General features: G+C 27.3%; 16 protein-coding genes and 1 pseudogene. 12 read left to right on the plus strand and 5 right to left on the minus strand.

The features are described 5' to 3' along the window. The first annotated feature begins 318 nt into the window (after positions 1-318). The 4 genes from aroD (at position 319) to ACI48P_RS20125 (ending at position 4,076) form a co-directional block, all read left to right on the plus strand. The gene (aroD, locus tag ACI48P_RS20110; RefSeq protein WP_475219007.1) at positions 319-1,083 is read left to right on the plus strand and encodes a type I 3-dehydroquinate dehydratase; all 765 of its coding nucleotides are present in this window, start codon (positions 319-321) and stop codon (positions 1,081-1,083) included. A 204-nt stretch (positions 1,084-1,287) separates the two neighbouring features. Beyond that, positions 1,288-2,025: an elongation factor P 5-aminopentanone reductase gene (gene ymfI / locus ACI48P_RS20115; RefSeq protein ID WP_475219009.1), complete on the plus strand. Its 738-nt coding sequence runs from the start codon at positions 1,288-1,290 to the stop codon at positions 2,023-2,025. Between the two features lie 526 nt (positions 2,026-2,551). Then, a complete protein-coding gene (locus ACI48P_RS20120; protein ID WP_475219011.1) occupies positions 2,552-3,286 on the plus strand; it encodes a DeoR/GlpR family DNA-binding transcription regulator in 735 nt (244 codons plus the stop codon). After that, complete coding sequence (locus tag ACI48P_RS20125) at positions 3,279-4,076, plus strand: Cof-type HAD-IIB family hydrolase (RefSeq protein ID WP_475219013.1); 798 nt, start codon at positions 3,279-3,281, stop codon at positions 4,074-4,076. The genes ACI48P_RS20120 and ACI48P_RS20125 overlap by 8 nt, the downstream gene beginning before the upstream one ends. 63 nt (positions 4,077-4,139) lie before the next feature. On the opposite strand, the gene ACI48P_RS20130 is transcribed toward ACI48P_RS20125, so the two are convergent. From ACI48P_RS20130 to ACI48P_RS20140, 3 genes are all read right to left on the minus strand, one after another. After that, positions 4,140-5,078 carry an SH3 domain-containing protein gene (locus ACI48P_RS20130; protein WP_475219015.1) on the minus strand — a complete coding sequence of 313 codons (939 nt, stop codon included), beginning with the start codon at positions 5,076-5,078 and terminating at the stop codon, positions 4,140-4,142. A 73-nt stretch (positions 5,079-5,151) separates the two neighbouring features. After that, the gene (locus ACI48P_RS20135; RefSeq protein WP_475219017.1) at positions 5,152-6,315 is read right to left on the minus strand and encodes an anti-sigma-I factor RsgI family protein; all 1,164 of its coding nucleotides are present in this window, start codon (positions 6,313-6,315) and stop codon (positions 5,152-5,154) included. After that, positions 6,316-6,870, minus strand: coding sequence for a sigma-70 family RNA polymerase sigma factor (locus ACI48P_RS20140; RefSeq protein ID WP_475219018.1), 555 nt, complete (start codon positions 6,868-6,870; stop codon positions 6,316-6,318). Between the two features lie 244 nt (positions 6,871-7,114). Here ACI48P_RS20140 and ACI48P_RS20145 point away from each other — a divergent pair, with 244 nt between their 5' ends. Next, positions 7,115-8,161 carry a hypothetical protein gene (locus tag ACI48P_RS20145; RefSeq protein WP_475219020.1) on the plus strand — a complete coding sequence of 349 codons (1,047 nt, stop codon included), beginning with the start codon at positions 7,115-7,117 and terminating at the stop codon, positions 8,159-8,161. A 79-nt stretch (positions 8,162-8,240) separates the two neighbouring features. On the opposite strand, the gene ACI48P_RS20150 is transcribed toward ACI48P_RS20145, so the two are convergent. Next, positions 8,241-8,450: a cold-shock protein gene (locus ACI48P_RS20150; protein ID WP_475219022.1), complete on the minus strand. Its 210-nt coding sequence runs from the start codon at positions 8,448-8,450 to the stop codon at positions 8,241-8,243. A 133-nt stretch (positions 8,451-8,583) separates the two neighbouring features. Between ACI48P_RS20150 and ACI48P_RS20155 the strand changes: the two are divergent. The 6 genes and pseudogenes from ACI48P_RS20155 to ACI48P_RS20180 all read left to right on the plus strand — a co-directional run bounded on the left by ACI48P_RS20155 (position 8,584) and on the right by ACI48P_RS20180 (position 13,290). Continuing rightward, positions 8,584-9,024: pseudogene (locus ACI48P_RS20155) on the plus strand (YaiI/YqxD family protein). Positions 9,025-9,091: 67 nt separating this feature from the next. Further along, on the plus strand, positions 9,092-9,391 hold the full coding sequence (locus ACI48P_RS20160) for a PTS sugar transporter subunit IIBC (protein ID WP_475219023.1): 300 nt from the start codon (positions 9,092-9,094) through the stop codon (positions 9,389-9,391). Positions 9,392-9,451: 60 nt separating this feature from the next. Continuing rightward, positions 9,452-9,733 carry a hypothetical protein gene (locus ACI48P_RS20165; RefSeq protein WP_475219025.1) on the plus strand — a complete coding sequence of 94 codons (282 nt, stop codon included), beginning with the start codon at positions 9,452-9,454 and terminating at the stop codon, positions 9,731-9,733. 218 nt (positions 9,734-9,951) lie between these two features. Next, positions 9,952-10,668 carry a response regulator transcription factor gene (locus ACI48P_RS20170; protein ID WP_475219027.1) on the plus strand — a complete coding sequence of 239 codons (717 nt, stop codon included), beginning with the start codon at positions 9,952-9,954 and terminating at the stop codon, positions 10,666-10,668. Then, positions 10,643-12,943 (plus strand): sensor histidine kinase, encoded by a 2,301-nt coding sequence (locus ACI48P_RS20175; protein WP_475219028.1) that lies wholly within the window; start codon positions 10,643-10,645, stop codon positions 12,941-12,943. Before ACI48P_RS20170 ends, ACI48P_RS20175 begins: the two co-directional genes overlap by 26 nt. A gap of 95 nt (positions 12,944-13,038) precedes the next feature. Further along, on the plus strand, positions 13,039-13,290 hold the full coding sequence (locus ACI48P_RS20180; RefSeq protein WP_475219030.1) for a hypothetical protein: 252 nt from the start codon (positions 13,039-13,041) through the stop codon (positions 13,288-13,290). A gap of 51 nt (positions 13,291-13,341) precedes the next feature. Here the strand turns inward: ACI48P_RS20180 and ACI48P_RS20185 are convergent, their stop codons facing one another. Then, positions 13,342-14,451 (minus strand): DEAD/DEAH box helicase, encoded by a 1,110-nt coding sequence (locus ACI48P_RS20185; protein ID WP_475219032.1) that lies wholly within the window; start codon positions 14,449-14,451, stop codon positions 13,342-13,344. A 190-nt stretch (positions 14,452-14,641) separates the two neighbouring features. Between ACI48P_RS20185 and ACI48P_RS20190 the strand changes: the two genes are divergently transcribed. Then, the gene (locus ACI48P_RS20190) at positions 14,642-15,406 is read left to right on the plus strand and encodes a hypothetical protein (RefSeq protein WP_475219034.1); all 765 of its coding nucleotides are present in this window, start codon (positions 14,642-14,644) and stop codon (positions 15,404-15,406) included. The last annotated feature ends 596 nt before the right edge of the window (positions 15,407-16,002 follow it).

Here is a 16,002-nt window from a genome sequence, read left to right on the forward strand (position 1 = left end):
AAATGTAGCAGGTGTTATAGGATCAGCAGTAGCAGCAGGGGTACTTCTTAAGTTCTTCGCATAAAATAGTTTAAATTAATAAATAAGTTGAAATTGAAATATATATAAATTAAAAACCTCTTATATACTATTTAATATAGTATATAAGAGGTTTTTTAGTGTGACAAATTTAGCAAAAAAAAATATAATAAAGATATATGGAATAATGGAGAGGTAATAAAGAAATTATGTACACAAGAGAATAAAGAAGTTAACAAAATTAGAAACTAATATATGCTAAATTATAGATATTAATATTTGATAAGAGGAGTTAGATTGATGGGTAGGATAGTTGAAGTAAGAGGTTTAAAATTAGGTGAAGGAAGACCTAAAGTATGTGTGTCTTTAGTAGGTAACACCAATGAACAAATAATAGAGGAAGCAGAATTCTTAAAAAAGTTTAAATTAGACTTGGTAGAATGGCGTGTAGATCACTATGAATATGTTGAAGATTTAGATAAAGTAAAAGATATATTAGAAAAATTAAGAAATATAGTTGGTGAGTTACCAATATTATTTACTTTCAGAAGTAAGAATGAAGGTGGAGAGAGAGAAGTATCTACTGAATTTTATTCAATTCTTAATAAAGAAATAGCTTCAACAAAAATGGTAGATTTAATAGATATAGAATTATTTATTGGAGAGGATATAGTAAAATATATAGTAGATTTTGCTCACAATAATGATGTTAAGGTAGTAATATCAAATCATGATTTTGACAAAACCCCAACTAAAGAAGAAATAGTTAGCCGTCTTTGTAAAATGCAAGAATTAAAAGCAGATTTAACAAAAATAGCTGTTATGCCACAAAGTAGTTCGGATGTATTAACATTATTAGGTGCTTCAGAAGAAATGGTTATAGACCATGCAAAAACCCCAATAATAGCAATTTCTATGGGAGGCTTAGGATTAGTGAGTCGTATTGCAGGTGAAGTATTTGGTTCAGCTATTACTTTTGGATCATCAACTAAAGTATCGGCGCCAGGTCAAATAAATGTACAAGATTTAAACTATGTTCTTAAATTAATACATGAGAATAAATAACAATTTTGAGAAAAATCTTAAAATATTTATAGTATAAATAAAACCATATAAGTATAGTTTGTCATATTAAACTGAATATATATAGCCTAGGTAGAAAGTAATAAGTGTAAGAAATAGGAAATGAGACTAATTTTAGTGGTATGCTGTAAAAAAAATAAGTTATAATAGAATATATATATAAATAGTGTAAAAGAGGAAGAAAAAATGAATAAAAGAACAGCAATAGTAACAGGTGCATCAAGAGGTATAGGAAGAGCTATAGCTAAACTTTTTGCAGAAAAAGGATATAACGTATTAATAAACTACAACAAATCTGAAGAAGAAGCAATTAGCTTATATAATGAGTTAAAAGAGAAAGGATATTCAGTTTGTACATATAAAGCTAATGTTTCAATAATAGAAGAAGTTAATGCAATGATAAATTATTGTATTGGACAATTTGAGAAAATAGATGTATTGATAAATAATGCTGGGATAAGCAGAACTAATTTATTTACTGATATAAGCTACGAAGAATGGCAAGAAGTTATGGATATAAACGTAAATGGAGTTTTTTATACAACTAAAAAAGCATTGCAATATATGTTACCAGAAATGAGTGGTAAAATAATTAATATTTCTTCAATATGGGGAATGGTTGGTGGTTCATTTGAAGTCCATTATTCAACATCAAAAGCAGCTGTGATAGGCATGACAAAAGCGTTAGCTAAAGAATTAGGTCCATCAAATATACAAGTAAACTGTATTGCACCAGGTGTAATAAAGACTGATATGCTAAATGAAATATCTGAAGATACATTAGAAATGTTAAGGGAAGAAACACCTTTAATGAGACTTGGAAGCGCGGAAGATATTGCTCACTGTGCATTGTTTTTAGCAAGTGATAAATCCAACTTTATAACAGGACAAGTAATAAGCCCAAATGGCGGATTTGTGATATAATATACAGCCGATAGCTAAATAAAAGGCAAATAAAAATATAATAATAAAGAATATTATATTTAAAAATGGTTAATATATAATCAGATAGTTTATTAACTATCTACTGAATACTCACTATACAAAAGCTAGACTAATATCTAATCCTTTTCATAGTACCTTTGGGAGTATCAGTGATGAGATGTCTTATGTACATCATATTAAATATAATGAAGGTACTAGATTACCTCAATCTACTATCGTGCAAATAGTTTACTATCCAATAGCCAAAGGGTGGACTTATTAACTAATTTGCAAACTATATTTGATAAAAATCATAGAGGTAAAGGGCGTAGTCTATCAATTATGTCCTTGAAAAAAGCACTGTATTTGAAAGCAATAGCTTACAAGTCAGTGCTTTTTTTTGTTTTAAAATATAGATAACTTGTAACAAAAGTATAAAAATAATATAAAATAATAATATATAATATGATATAATAATAAATGAATAGAAAAGTAATAACGATTGATACAGATTAGGAGTAAGATTATGTTTCTTGAAGAGAGATACGAAAAAATAGTAGAAGAGATTGAGACTAAGGGGCGAGCAACAGTAAAAGAGTTGTCTAAAAAATTTAATGTTACAGATGATTGTATAAGAAAAGACTTAAGGGAATTAGAAAATAGAGGTAAGTTAAAAAGAGTACATGGAGGAGCTATACCTAAAAAAATCCAGTATGACTTTAAAAAGCTTGAAGAACGTAAGGGCGTCAATAGCGACAAAAAAAAGCAAATAGCCATAAAAGCAATAGAGTTGATAAAAGATAGAGAGACTATATTTTTAGATATATCTACAATAAATATTGAGATAGCAAAATTAATTGCTAAAAGAGATTTGAATATTACCGTAGTAACAAATATGATAGAAATAGTTTTAGAGCTAAAACAATGTAAAAATGTTAGATCGATACTTATAGGCGGAGAATTTCATAAAAGAGCGGAAGGCATACTAGGTTCAGAAGCTGAGAGAAATATAAGACGATTTACATTAAGTAGGTCTTTTATAGGAATTTGTGCTGTAAATAGAGAAAGTGGGTTTATTAGTTCTTTAGATATTGAAGATGGTAATATAAAAAAATCAATAATAGAGTCATCGAATAAGACTTATTTAGTAATGGAAAGTGATAAGTTCGATTATGATGAGTTTTATAAATTTGCCTCATTAGATGAAATAACAGGTATTATCACAGAAACAGAAATATTGGAGGGAGAATACAATGATTAAATTAATTGCAACAGATATGGATGGTACATTACTTGATAAGGATGGCAAGTTACCTAAAGATTTCATGGAAATATTAGAACAATTAGATAATAAAGGTGTTAAGTTTGTAGTGGCTAGTGGAAGACCGTATACTAATTTGAAAAAGGTATTTAAGCCAAAATCTAAAGAACTTCATTATATATGCGATAATGGTGCAGTAGTAGTGGAAGAATCAAACATATCATCAATAAATATTATAAATAGAGGTTTAGTTGAGGAAATAATAAAAGTAGCATCTGAAATACCAAATGTAGCAGTATTGTTATGTGGTACAAAGAGTATGTATCATTCAAAATGCTCAGAAGAGTGTATGGAAGAAATAAATAAGTACTATGTAGAAAAAATAGAAATGGAAGATCTTTCAAAAGTAGATGATGAAATATTTAAGATATCTATTTGTGATCTTAGAGGATCAAAAGAAAACTCTTATCCAGGATTAAATGATAAATTTGGAGAAGGTTTAAATGTTGTTGTTTCAGGGAGTGTATGGATAGATATTACTAATAAAGATGTAAATAAAGGAGTTGCCTTAGAAAAAATTCAAAAAGACTTAAATATATCATATGAAGAAACTATGGTATTTGGCGATTTTTATAATGATATAGAGATGTTACAAAAAGCTTATTATAGTTTTGTAATGGAAAATGCAAATGAAGATATGAAACAGTATGGTAATTTTATAGCTAAGAGCAATTACGAAAATGGAGTAATAGATGCTATTCAAAATTACGTTTTAAAGGAAATATCTTAATAATTAAAAAACTATCTAATTATTTTAAATAATTAGATAGTTTTTTATGTATTAGTAAAAATTCTAATATAAATAGTGGCTACTTACGTAAGCATAACCATCATTATACTTTATTTTATACCAATCATTGTTTACTTTATATATTACTTCAACCCTATCTCCATTTTTTATATTACCTAAGATTATATCATTTGTGCTTGGACCACTTCTTACATTTAAACTTCTAGAAGTACATTTCATAATAGTTGAATTAGTAGAAGTATTATTTGATGGTACTTTAGTTAGATATAATGTACTCACATAAGCATATCCATTATTATATTTTATCTTAGACCAGTTATTACCAAGTTTTTCAACTACATCAATTTTATCACCTTGCTTTAATGCGCCAATAACTTGTTCAGATGTAGAAGGACCCCTTCTGATATTCAATTTGTTAGTGTTACATTGCATTGTTATATGTTTAGTAGATGACTCGCCTAATTTGATATTAGTTAAATACTTAGAACTAACATAGCCATAACTGTGATTGAACTTTATTCTAGACCAGCCGCGGCTTGTATGATAAACAACCTCAACCTGATTACCCTTTTTTAAGTTTCCTATGACTTGTTCAGAAGTAGAAGGACCTTTTCGAATATTTAACGAGTCTACGCTACACTCCATTAGTTGATTATTATTTATATTTTCGTCTCCGCCACTACCAGATACAGTAGTATTATTAGTATACTCAGCAATATATTGCCTAGATACATATCCGTACTTATTATTGTACTTTACATAGGCCCAACTACCAGAGTAGTTTAAAACTTCGATAGAGTCCCCTTTTTTTATAGTTAAAATTATAGCATCTTTAGTACTTGGGCCTAATCTTAAGTTAAGGTTTTCTGTAGTTTTACCGTGAACTATTTGTGCTTCTGCTGTAATAACATTACCAAGTGTTAAAGCAGTTGTACCTAAAGCGATTAAAGATAATTTATTAAAACTCTTGTGCATATTCATATATTTTCCCCCAAAAAAATTTACAGTAAAAAGTTATTGTAAATAGTAAAGTATTTTGATTTTATTATTTTTTTTAGCCGTTGCCCTTGTTGCAATTATTATGCTTATCATGATATTTATTGCCGTTATCATGCTTGTTAACATTGTTAGGTTTATTGTTTGCCTTATGGTTATTGCCATGAGTAGGTTTATTATTAGGCCTATTACCATTGTTATTGACGCTGTTATCAGTATTACCGCTGCCACTATTATTAAAATTATCATTATTACTATTATTATTAGCGATAACATTATTATTAGTGCTATTATTGCTTTTTATATTACTATCACTGCTACTATCGTTACTACTATTTTCAGTAGTAGAATTATTAACACTTTTAGTTTCACTAGCTACATAATCTGTAACTTGTGGACTACTAATATTTGTATTATTTAAATTAGAAGATATTTTTATATTTTTAAGTTCTTTAATTTTATTTTGTATATATATTATGGATTTATCCTTATAATCCTCAAATTTAATATCAGTAGAAAGCGACATAAGCTCTTGTATAAGATTTAGCTTTCCGGAAGTAACACCTAGGGCTTTAGCTTCCTCTCTTTTGGCAGAATTAGAATTAAAAGAAATGATATCAACTTCAGTATTTATATTGTTATCATATAAAGAAGCATGTATTGCTTTCTTTAACTTTTGTTCTAAATTACCTCTAGTAGAATCATCATTACTTATAGTAGCAATTGAGATAGCAAAAGATTTTTCATTAGCTATATAACTTTGTTCAATAGCGCTAGCTAGGACATTATTTACAGCAGATTCAATATGTAAATGCTTATATTTTGTATTATCTAATATTTTTTGGCCGTCAGCGTTATAGGCCTCAGATGTTACAACTTTCTCAAATCTATTTATTCCAAGTTCAATACTTGGATTAATATCAAGCGATACATAGGCGCTTGGTATTTGAAGATATATATAACTACCAAAACCTAAGCCAATAAATAATGTAAAGGTAGCTAAGGTATATGCTAATCTTTTTCTAGCGAATATAAAACTTAATGCATTTTGAAACTTTCTAGAGTTATTACATTCATTATCTAGGATAAATTTTTTTTTTGTAGATTTAATTATTCTATTTTGTATACTTTTATCTATTGGAAATGTGAATTCTGAGTCTAGTAATTGTGATACTTCTTCTACAGTTAGATCGTCTAGAATATGAGTTAGTTTTGTTTCCAATTATAAAATTCCTCCTAATATGTTTTTTAATTTACTTATACAACGAGATGCTTTCTTATCGATTGTATTTGCTTTAATTCCTAGAATTTTTGATATATCTTTTGAACTTTGGCGAAAGTAATACTTTCTTATTATAATCTCGCTATCGGGCTCTCCAAGAGACTTTATTGTATCTAATAGGATATTATTACGTTCATATACAGTGATTTTTGTGACAACATCACCACGATCATCATTAATATCTATATTATCTATTGGTACTTTAATGTTGTTTTCATTTTTATACTTACGATATAAATCTATAGCTTTTCGTTTAGAAATAACAGCTAAGAAGCCTTTTATAGAGCCTTTATTTAAATCGATTCTGTCTTTATGATTAAATACTTCAAAGAATATATCACTAACACATTCCTCAATGTCTTCATTGGATAATACATTGGATAGCTGATTGTACACTATTGTATAAACTAGACCAGTATAATTTTCCATAAGAATTTCTAATCCATTTTCGGGATTAGTATTTAGAACCTTAATCAGTTTTTCGTCTGAAATCAAGATGCACCTTCCTTCTAAAGTATTTAAATTTCACACATACTATATATCGATATTTATTAGTAAAATATGACAAAAAATATGTAAAATTTTTCAATTTTTTAATTGATATATTGAATATACTATAAAAATAGTGGATTAATACCTGTAAAATACTACCAAATAGTAGAGATTAGAAGTGGATATTATATAAGAATTAAAAATATAATTTATATATAGCTACATTATGTTCTATGGGGGGAAGGTAATGAAAAGTGCATTTGCAAAAACTGTTTTTGGATATCCAATGACTTTTGATAAGAAAAGTGATCAATATATTGTTAAAATAGAAAAACTAGGAATAAAAGAAAAGTCTCAATCTAGAGGTAGAGCAATAAGAAATGTGTTTGACCAAATAAAAGAGATGATTAAGTTAGATATTATAGAGCCTAAAGTACAAGATATTAAATTAAATAATTATGATAGTATGCAAATAAAAATATTTAAGATTAATCAGAAACTTACCAATTTTGGATTTTCAATAATAGTAGAAGAACTTAACCTAGAAGATATAGTTAAACTAGAAAAAATTTGTGAAGAAATAGACTTAAATAATAGCTATAATACTAATGAAATAGAATATATTGAAAATAAAATAATAAATATTATAATGCCGTATATATTAAATACAGAGCATAGAGCCTTAAATATGTCATCAATAATTATGAAGACTAAACATATAAACAAATTTTCTCATTTAATAGAGCAAGCATATATTAGTTTGTTTAGAGGCGAGTATATATCAACTGTAATGGTATTAATACCAGTAATAGAGGGTGTACTTTTATCATTGTATGGATTTGATTTTTCTTCAGGAAGCAAACCAAAAGAAAATCAATTACTAAATAAGTGGGCAGAGTTACAATATAACTGTAGTGATTCAAACCTATCAAATCAATTTATTATAGATGAATACATAAGAGCTTTTATAGATATATGGGAAAATACTGTTTTTACAAAACATCAGCTTGCAGAGGAAAAGTTATACTTTAATAGAAATTATATAACCCATTTAATGGGGGAGGGGAGGTTTTATTCACGAAATAATGCATTCAAACTAATAAACTTAATTGATTTGCTTGCGTATGTGCTACATGCTTGTAGTGAAATAAATTATGACAATACTTTAGATGTAATAGACAGTGATTATAAACTAAGAGCGCTCTATTATGAAAGTTTGTTTAATAAGCAAATATTGAATAAAGTAGAGTATCATATATTGAATGGACATGAAAATTTTAAGGGATACATATAACCTCAATCAAATAATGCATTGTACTTTATAAAAAATAATTCCTATACTTAATATAGGAATTATTTTTTTATAATACTTATTAAGATTTATGGACATTTATAGCACATGGACCTCTATCAGCTTGAACTATATCAAAAGTTACTTCTTGTCCCTCGTGTAAATCTTTATTATGTCCCTCTTCTTTAATATGAGAATGATGTACAAAAACATCATCAGCACCATTAGGACTGATAAAGCCATAGCCTTTTTCGCAATCATACCACTTAACTACACCAGTGAAATTTGCCATTAAATAAAGCTCCTTTCTAAAATATTTATAAAAGACAATAATATTGTCCTTATAGATAGTATTTGTTCCAAGAGAGGCTTTCATAATGGTAAATATATGATAAACTTAAATAAATAAGAAAATAGGTGATATTATGAAGATATTAATTGATGCTGATGGCTGTCCAGTAGTGGATTTAACGATAAAAGTTGCGACAAATTTAGGTTTAGAAGTAGTAATAATTTGTGATACTTCACACAATTTTAATAAAAAAGGTGTTGAAACAATAGTAGTCTCGAAAGGATCTGATTCTGCAGACTTTGCTATTGTAAATAAAGTTTAAAAAAGTGATATAGTTATAACTCAAGACTATGGACTAGCAGCTATGGTATTATCAAAAGGTGGATATGCTATAAATCAAAATGGAATGATATATAGTAATGATAATATCGACCAGTTATTATTTACTAGACATATATCAAAGAAGGTTCGTAGTGCTGGAGGAAGAACAAAAGGTCCAAAGAAAAGACAAAAAGAAGATGATATAAAATTTGAAGAGTCACTAATGAGACTTTGTAAGATGATAAATAGTTAAACAGTTGACGTATTTAATTTAAAAAGTCAATAATATAAAAGTAAAATTACTTAAGAGGAGATTAGCAATGAAAAAAATAGTAGTAATATGTTCAAATGAGAAATGTAAATCATTATTAGAGGAAGCAGGAAAATCCCTAGGATATCAAATAATGGTAGAGACTCAAATAAATGAAGTAATAAATAATGAAGTTTCTAAAAATGATATAAAAGAAGCTATGGCAGTTTTATTTGCAACAGATGGAACTGTAGAAGATATTGAAAAAATAGAAAGATTCATAGATTGTGAGTATTACGAGGTAGAGCCACAATATATAATAAACGATGCTGTAGCAGTTTTAAAAGAGATAATATCAGACATAAACTAGATTATAAATAATTGGTATTTGGGGCAAAATGTATTTAGAAAAATACAGGAGGTTATTATAATGCCAGTTATTTTTGAAAGTAGTAAGTTTAAAATTGAATGTATAGAAGAAAATCAGGAAAACATTGATAATAAAAGATATACATTTACAATAGAAGTGAAGGGCTTTGATACGCCAAAATTACATACAGAATATGATGATAATGAAAAAGTAGTAATAAGAACTTGGATTGAAGAAGAAGAAAGTGAAAACTTACCTAAAAATCATGTTGCATACAAGATGTTTAGCTTAATCGAATATGAAGTTTTAGAAATAATCCATTTTTTAATAAAGCACATGTAAATTATGACACTGAAATAAAGATGTTAGCTGTATGCTAACATCTTTTATTTTAGTTTAAAATCTTAAGAAAATCTTAAGATTTATACCAATATTATCTTAAGTTTTTAGATTTATTATTTAGATATAAACCTAGAAGAGGGAGAAATTAAATTATGATATGGTGTATAATGTTAGTTGATGGAAAAAATAATAGATATTATGTTGAAGAGGGGTAATTTATGAAAAAGTATAATATATTAGTTGTTGAAGATGAAAAAGAAATAGCAGATGCAATAGAAATATATTTAATAAATCAAGGGTATAACGTATTCAAAGGGCATAACGGTATTGAAGGATTAAGAATAATAGAGGAAAATAATATTCATTTAGCAATAGTAGATATAATGATGCCAAAGATGGATGGAATTACATTTACAATGAAACTTAGAGAAAACTACAGTTTTCCTGTAATTATGTTATCTGCGAAATCAGAAGAAGTAGATAAAATTATGGGACTTAATATAGGAGCGGATGATTATGTTACAAAACCATTTACTCCACTAGAACTATTGGCGAGGGTAAATTCTCAGTTAAGAAGATATACAAAGTACTTAAGTATGATAGATAACTTAAAGGAAAAAGAAGAAGATGATAATGATATGTTTACTATTGGGGGATTAGAGATTAATCAAAGTACTAAGGAAGTAAGTGTAGATGAAAAACCTGTAAAGATGACTCCTATAGAATTTAAAATATTACATCTGATGATGAGAAATCCAGGTAGGGTATTTTCATCAGAAGAAATTTATGAGCGAGTTTGGAATGAAAGTGCTGTAAGTACAGATACAGTAATGGTTCATGTAAGAAATATAAGAGAAAAGATTGAAATAAATCCTAAAAATCCAAAATATTTAAAGGTGGTGTGGGGCGTTGGATATAAAATCGAAAAGTTATAAAAGTAAATATATAGCTACAGTTATAGTATTAATAATGGCATTAACTGCATCTATAGTTGTAATGAGTACATACTCATCGATAGAAAAAGAAGCTACTAAAGTAAATTATAATCCTTATGAAAGTTGGGATTTTTTAGAAAATATATATACAGGTAATTATGTATTATTTCAAAGAATTTTAGAAGAAAAAACTGATGAAATAAAAATACCAGTAGAGTCTTTCCTTAGCCAGAAATCTATAGATTATATGGTAGAGAAAAAGATGAACTCTGAGGGCTATTATAATGAGTATGATGAATATGATGAGGCAAGGGTAAAAGAAGAATATATATCTGATATAAAACGTGATTTTAATAATACATTTAGCAATTGGCAAGATAATTTATTTAGCTTAGAAAATCTTGAATACTTTGCAATAGATAAAGAAAGTAAGGCTAGTGTGTCAAATACAACTGAAGAACTAAATTTGTTTTATAATAATTTAGTTAAAAAAGAAGAAAATACTACTGATAATGAAGAAAATAAAGTAGATGATAATATACAAAGTATAGGTCAAACAGCAAGTAAAGAAGAGTTAGATGCTCTTAAGAAAAACTATAGCTTCTATGCAGTTATAGACTTTGACGCTAATGGAAATATAAACATATTAGATAGCTTTGGTATTGATCAAAAAAAATTAGAAAAAATGTTTATTAATAAAAATCAATCAATTAATGAATACAAAATAGAGCCAGTTAAAAACACAACTCTTGTATATGCTGTACCAAATGAACTTAAATATCAAGATAATATATATTGGGATATTAGAAATCAAGATAGGTATGGTTATTCTGACCCCGCATATGTAGTGGTGGGGATAGTATCTTTATGCTTTGCGATTGTTTCGCTAATATTCCCATACAAGAGTGGTAAGAGTTTATTAGGGTTTGAACAAATATCAAAAATTCTTTTTGAAGTAAATGCGGTAGTGTTAGGATTTATATTTACATTCTTATATTTTAATAGTTCAGAACTTATAAGAATGAGTATAAATAGAGAATTCGTTGATGGATTAATGTCAACTGGATTAGGTATTGATCTTGCGGTTATATCTATAAATGCAATGAATATATTATATTGGGTAGCTTATTTTGTATTAATATTCATAGTTATTACACTTATAAAACATATATTTAGTGTTGGTCTTAGAAAATACGTTGTAACAAAGACCATTATCGGCAAAATATTTGTAAAGGGAATAAATATTAGCAAAAAAGGACTAAATGCTCTAAAAGAAACTGACTTTAGAGAAAAACCTAACAAAGTAATATTAATAGCTGTACTTGCTAACTTTATTATACTAACTGTTATTTCATCATTATGGTTCTTTGGAATAATATTAGCGTTAGTATATACTGTAGTATTATTTGTTTTGATTAAGAAAAATTATAGGCAGATAGTAGATAAGTATAATAAGCTTTTAAAATATACAAATGAAATAGCAGATGGAAACTTAAATGCAAATATTGATGAAGATTTAGGTGTATTTGAACCTGTAAAAGACAAGTTAGGAAGCATCCAAACTGGATTTAAAAAGGCAGTAGAAGAAGAAGTAAAAAGTCAAGGTATGAAAACAGAGTTAATATCGAATGTTTCTCATGATTTAAAAACACCTTTAACATCTATAATCACATATGTAGATTTATTAAAAGATGAAACTATAGATGATAAAAAGCGTAAGCAATATATTGATACATTGGATAGAAAGAGTCAAAGACTTAAAGTATTAATAGAAGATTTATTTGAGATGAGTAAAGCTAGTAGTGGAAACATTAATTTAAATATTGTTGATGTAGATATTGTATCTTTAATGAAACAAACTTTACTAGAGTTAAGAGATCAAACATCTAAGTCATCACTAGTATTTAAAAATAACTTCCCTGAGAATAAAGTAATGCTTCCACTTGATAGTCAAAGAACCTTTAGGATATTTGAAAATCTAATAATAAATGTAAGTAAATATTCTATGCCAAACTCAAGGGTGTATATAGATATTATTGATAAAGAAAATAGTGTTGATATAGTAATTAAGAATATGTCAGCTGTAGAAATAGACTTTGATGTTAATGATATTGTTGAAAGATTTGTTAGAGGAGATAAATCTAGAAATACAGATGGATCTGGTTTAGGTTTAGCAATAGCTAAAAGTTTTGTAGAACTACAAAATGGTAAATTTAATATAGAGGTTGATGGAGATTTATTTAAAGTTACAATAACTTTTAATAAAAATAATTAGTAAAATACGAGAGGCAATTGCCTCTCTTTTTGCTTTATAAACAATTAGTCACAATACATTATCAACAGGAATAAACTGGATTAGAGGTGATTATTTTGGATAAAGTAAAAATAAAAAAAGGTTCGTTTATAAATAATTTTGCAAGTGTTAGGAAAGTAATCGCGCTTTTAGTAACACTTGTATTTTGTTATCTAAGTGTAACGGGTGAAATAAAGTCATCAGAGTTTATACCTGTATTTAGTATGATAATAGGGTACTATTTTGGAAAGTCAACGGCTTTAGACACACCTCCGAATAGCACAAATACTAATCCTAATTCAAATAATGAAAATGATGTAGAGAAATAACTAACAAAAAAACTAGTAGATCTATGTTTAATAGAAACTACTAGTTTTTTATTATAATTCAACAACTCTTCTTGGTATTTTAAGCTGTATTTTTCCTTCTATTTCATCTAATGCTTTTTCATTTTTAGGGTCTATAAATACGCACGTATATCCTTCTTCACCAGCTCTCCCAGTTCTACCTATACGATGGATGTAATCCTCTGGAATCTCAGGAATATCATAGTTATAAATATGACTAACTCCTGATATATCAAGACCTCTAGAAGCAACATCAGTAGCGATTAGATATTGGATTTCAGCATTTCTAAAAGACTTTAATATTTTTTCTCTCTTAGATTGCTTTATATCGCTATGTATCTTTTGACAGTTATATCCTCTTTGATATAGAACTTCTTCAAGTTTATCAACCCTTGCTTTAGTTCTACAGAATATTATTGCCATAAATGGATTATCTTCATTTAAGACTTTGCATAATGCATCTGGCTTTCTTCTATCTGTAGTTTCAACTACTTCCTGTTTAATACTTTCAAGAGTAATTTGTTCTTTTTTTACAGCAACTACTACAGGGTCATTCATATATCTATATGCAAGTTTTTTTACTTGAGAATCCATAGTTGCAGAAAAACATAACATTTGACGCTTTTTAGGAATATGTCTTAGTATTGCTTCAACTTCATTTTTGAATCCCATAAATAACATTTGATCAGCTTCATCTAGAACGAAAGTACTTAACCTACTAAGATCTACAGTTTTTCTATCTAAGTGATCAAGTAGTCTGCCTGGAGTAGCAACTATTAGATGAATGTTACCTTTTAATTTGTTAAGCTGAGAGCCTATATCCTTTCCACCATAGGCAGAAAGTACATTTATATTTTTAGCTTCTTTAAGCTTCATTGCTTCTTCTGTTATTTGTATTGCAAGTTCTCTTGTAGGTGATACAATAAGAGCTTGAACATGATTTTTATCTGGAGATATATTTTCTAATATAGGAAGTAAAAATGCTAGTGTCTTTCCTGTACCTGTTTGTGCTTCTGCTATAACATCTTTTCCTTCTTTTATATAACCAATACTTTGTTGTTGTATTGGAGTAGGTGAAGAAATACCTGATTTATTTAATAGTTTTACTATATCCTCGCCAATTCCTAATTCTTTAAAATTCATTATTATTACCTCTCATAACTAAATTGTATTTATCATAATTAATTAATAATATCATAATAAATTGCCCAATACTATTATAATTATTATTACAAATAAAGTATATATACATTCTGCAAATTAAAGGATGTAACCATAATAATTAAATTTGTACTATAATAATACTAATATATAACAATTTTGGGGGAGTATTATGGAGAATATAAAAGACTTTATAATGAAAGAAATAGAACAATATGTAAATGATAGCAACTTAAGTATATATAGGAGTCCTATTGTAGGATTTGCAGATGCTAAAAATCCACTTTTTAATGATTTGAAAAAAATCACACATGAAAATCATTTACTACCAAGTGATGTATTAGAAGATGGAAAGACTGTAGTGTCATTTTTCATACCATTTAATCAAGAATTGGTAAATTACAACTTAAAGTATGAAGAAACAATACCTAAATGGGCAGAAGCAAAGAAAGATACTGAAAAGCTAATTAATGATATTATAGAAAATATTAAAACTAAGTTAGAAGAAAAGGATATTCTATGTTCAAGTAATCCTGGATCAGGGGCATTTGATAAAGTTAAATTCATTCATAATTGGTCACAAAGGCATGTAGCATATATATGTGGATTAGGAACCTTTGGAATAAATAATATGCTAATAACTAGCAATGGATGTGCAGGCAGATATGGAAGCCTTATAATTAATAAAGAAGTAGAGTATGATGATGTTATTAACGAAGAATATTGCTTATATAAGAAAAACAAAACTTGTGGAGCTTGTGTAAAGAATTGTCCAGTAGGAGCACTAAGTTATGAGGGTACAGATAAAGAAAAATGTAGCAATAGGCTTGATTATATGACAGATAAATATTTTAATTCAGAATCAATATATAGTTCATGTGGAAAATGTATTTGTGAACCCTGTGCATTTAAAAATCCTTCTAAAACTATCAAGTAGTCAAATTACATATTAATTTTTTATAATAAAAGCACCTTAAAATATTATATTGAGGTGCTTTACTATTGTCTTTTTTTAAAAACTTTATGGATACATATATATTGGATAATTACAAAAATACCAATTAAACCAAGAATATAAAATGGTTTAATATTATAAATAGTACCTGGATTTGGAGTATTATAATAAATAGATATATAGAAGTTAAAAGCAGAGAGACCAACTACTAAAGCTATGCTAAGTATATATGTAAAAATGTTAAGTATTATACTTTTCTTCATTATTTCTCCTTTCAAACTAAGTAATATTATATAGTTTAATATATATGATTAACAACTCTATTTATATTCTGCAAAAAATCATTACTTAATCCAAAAGAAATTGGGATTTATAATTAGCCATAAAATAAAGCTCTAAAGTTAGAGCTTTATTTAAGAAAAAATATGATTATTATATTTTGTGATATTTTATAAATTTACTTAAATAATAAATTGCCTACGGTTCCCCCAACTAGAGCAGGTACAATTGATGAATACAAACAGATTTTTAAATTAGCATAACTTAAATCATCTTGAAAGTTTAGTATGTACAAGAAT

It is taken from the genome of Romboutsia sp. LXY-2 (genome assembly GCF_056171995.1).

What these genes read in the sequence shown, in the direction of transcription:
- ACI48P_RS20125 (WP_475219013.1), top strand. Translation starts at nt 3,279, where the DNA reads ATGATTAAATTAATTGCAACAGATATGGATGGTACATTACTTGATAAG.
- aroD (WP_475219007.1), top strand. Translation starts at nt 319, where the DNA reads ATGGGTAGGATAGTTGAAGTAAGAGGTTTAAAATTAGGTGAAGGAAGA.
- ACI48P_RS20130 (WP_475219015.1), bottom strand. Translation starts at nt 5,078, where the DNA reads ATGAATATGCACAAGAGTTTTAATAAATTATCTTTAATCGCTTTAGGT.
- ACI48P_RS20145 (WP_475219020.1), top strand. Translation starts at nt 7,115, where the DNA reads ATGAAAAGTGCATTTGCAAAAACTGTTTTTGGATATCCAATGACTTTT.
- ymfI (WP_475219009.1), top strand. Translation starts at nt 1,288, where the DNA reads ATGAATAAAAGAACAGCAATAGTAACAGGTGCATCAAGAGGTATAGGA.
- ACI48P_RS20165 (WP_475219025.1), top strand. Translation starts at nt 9,452, where the DNA reads ATGCCAGTTATTTTTGAAAGTAGTAAGTTTAAAATTGAATGTATAGAA.
- ACI48P_RS20170 (WP_475219027.1), top strand. Translation starts at nt 9,952, where the DNA reads ATGAAAAAGTATAATATATTAGTTGTTGAAGATGAAAAAGAAATAGCA.
- ACI48P_RS20160 (WP_475219023.1), top strand. Translation starts at nt 9,092, where the DNA reads ATGAAAAAAATAGTAGTAATATGTTCAAATGAGAAATGTAAATCATTA.
- ACI48P_RS20190 (WP_475219034.1), top strand. Translation starts at nt 14,642, where the DNA reads ATGGAGAATATAAAAGACTTTATAATGAAAGAAATAGAACAATATGTA.
- ACI48P_RS20150 (WP_475219022.1), bottom strand. Translation starts at nt 8,450, where the DNA reads ATGGCAAATTTCACTGGTGTAGTTAAGTGGTATGATTGCGAAAAAGGC.
- ACI48P_RS20120 (WP_475219011.1), top strand. Translation starts at nt 2,552, where the DNA reads ATGTTTCTTGAAGAGAGATACGAAAAAATAGTAGAAGAGATTGAGACT.
- ACI48P_RS20185 (WP_475219032.1), bottom strand. Translation starts at nt 14,451, where the DNA reads ATGAATTTTAAAGAATTAGGAATTGGCGAGGATATAGTAAAACTATTA.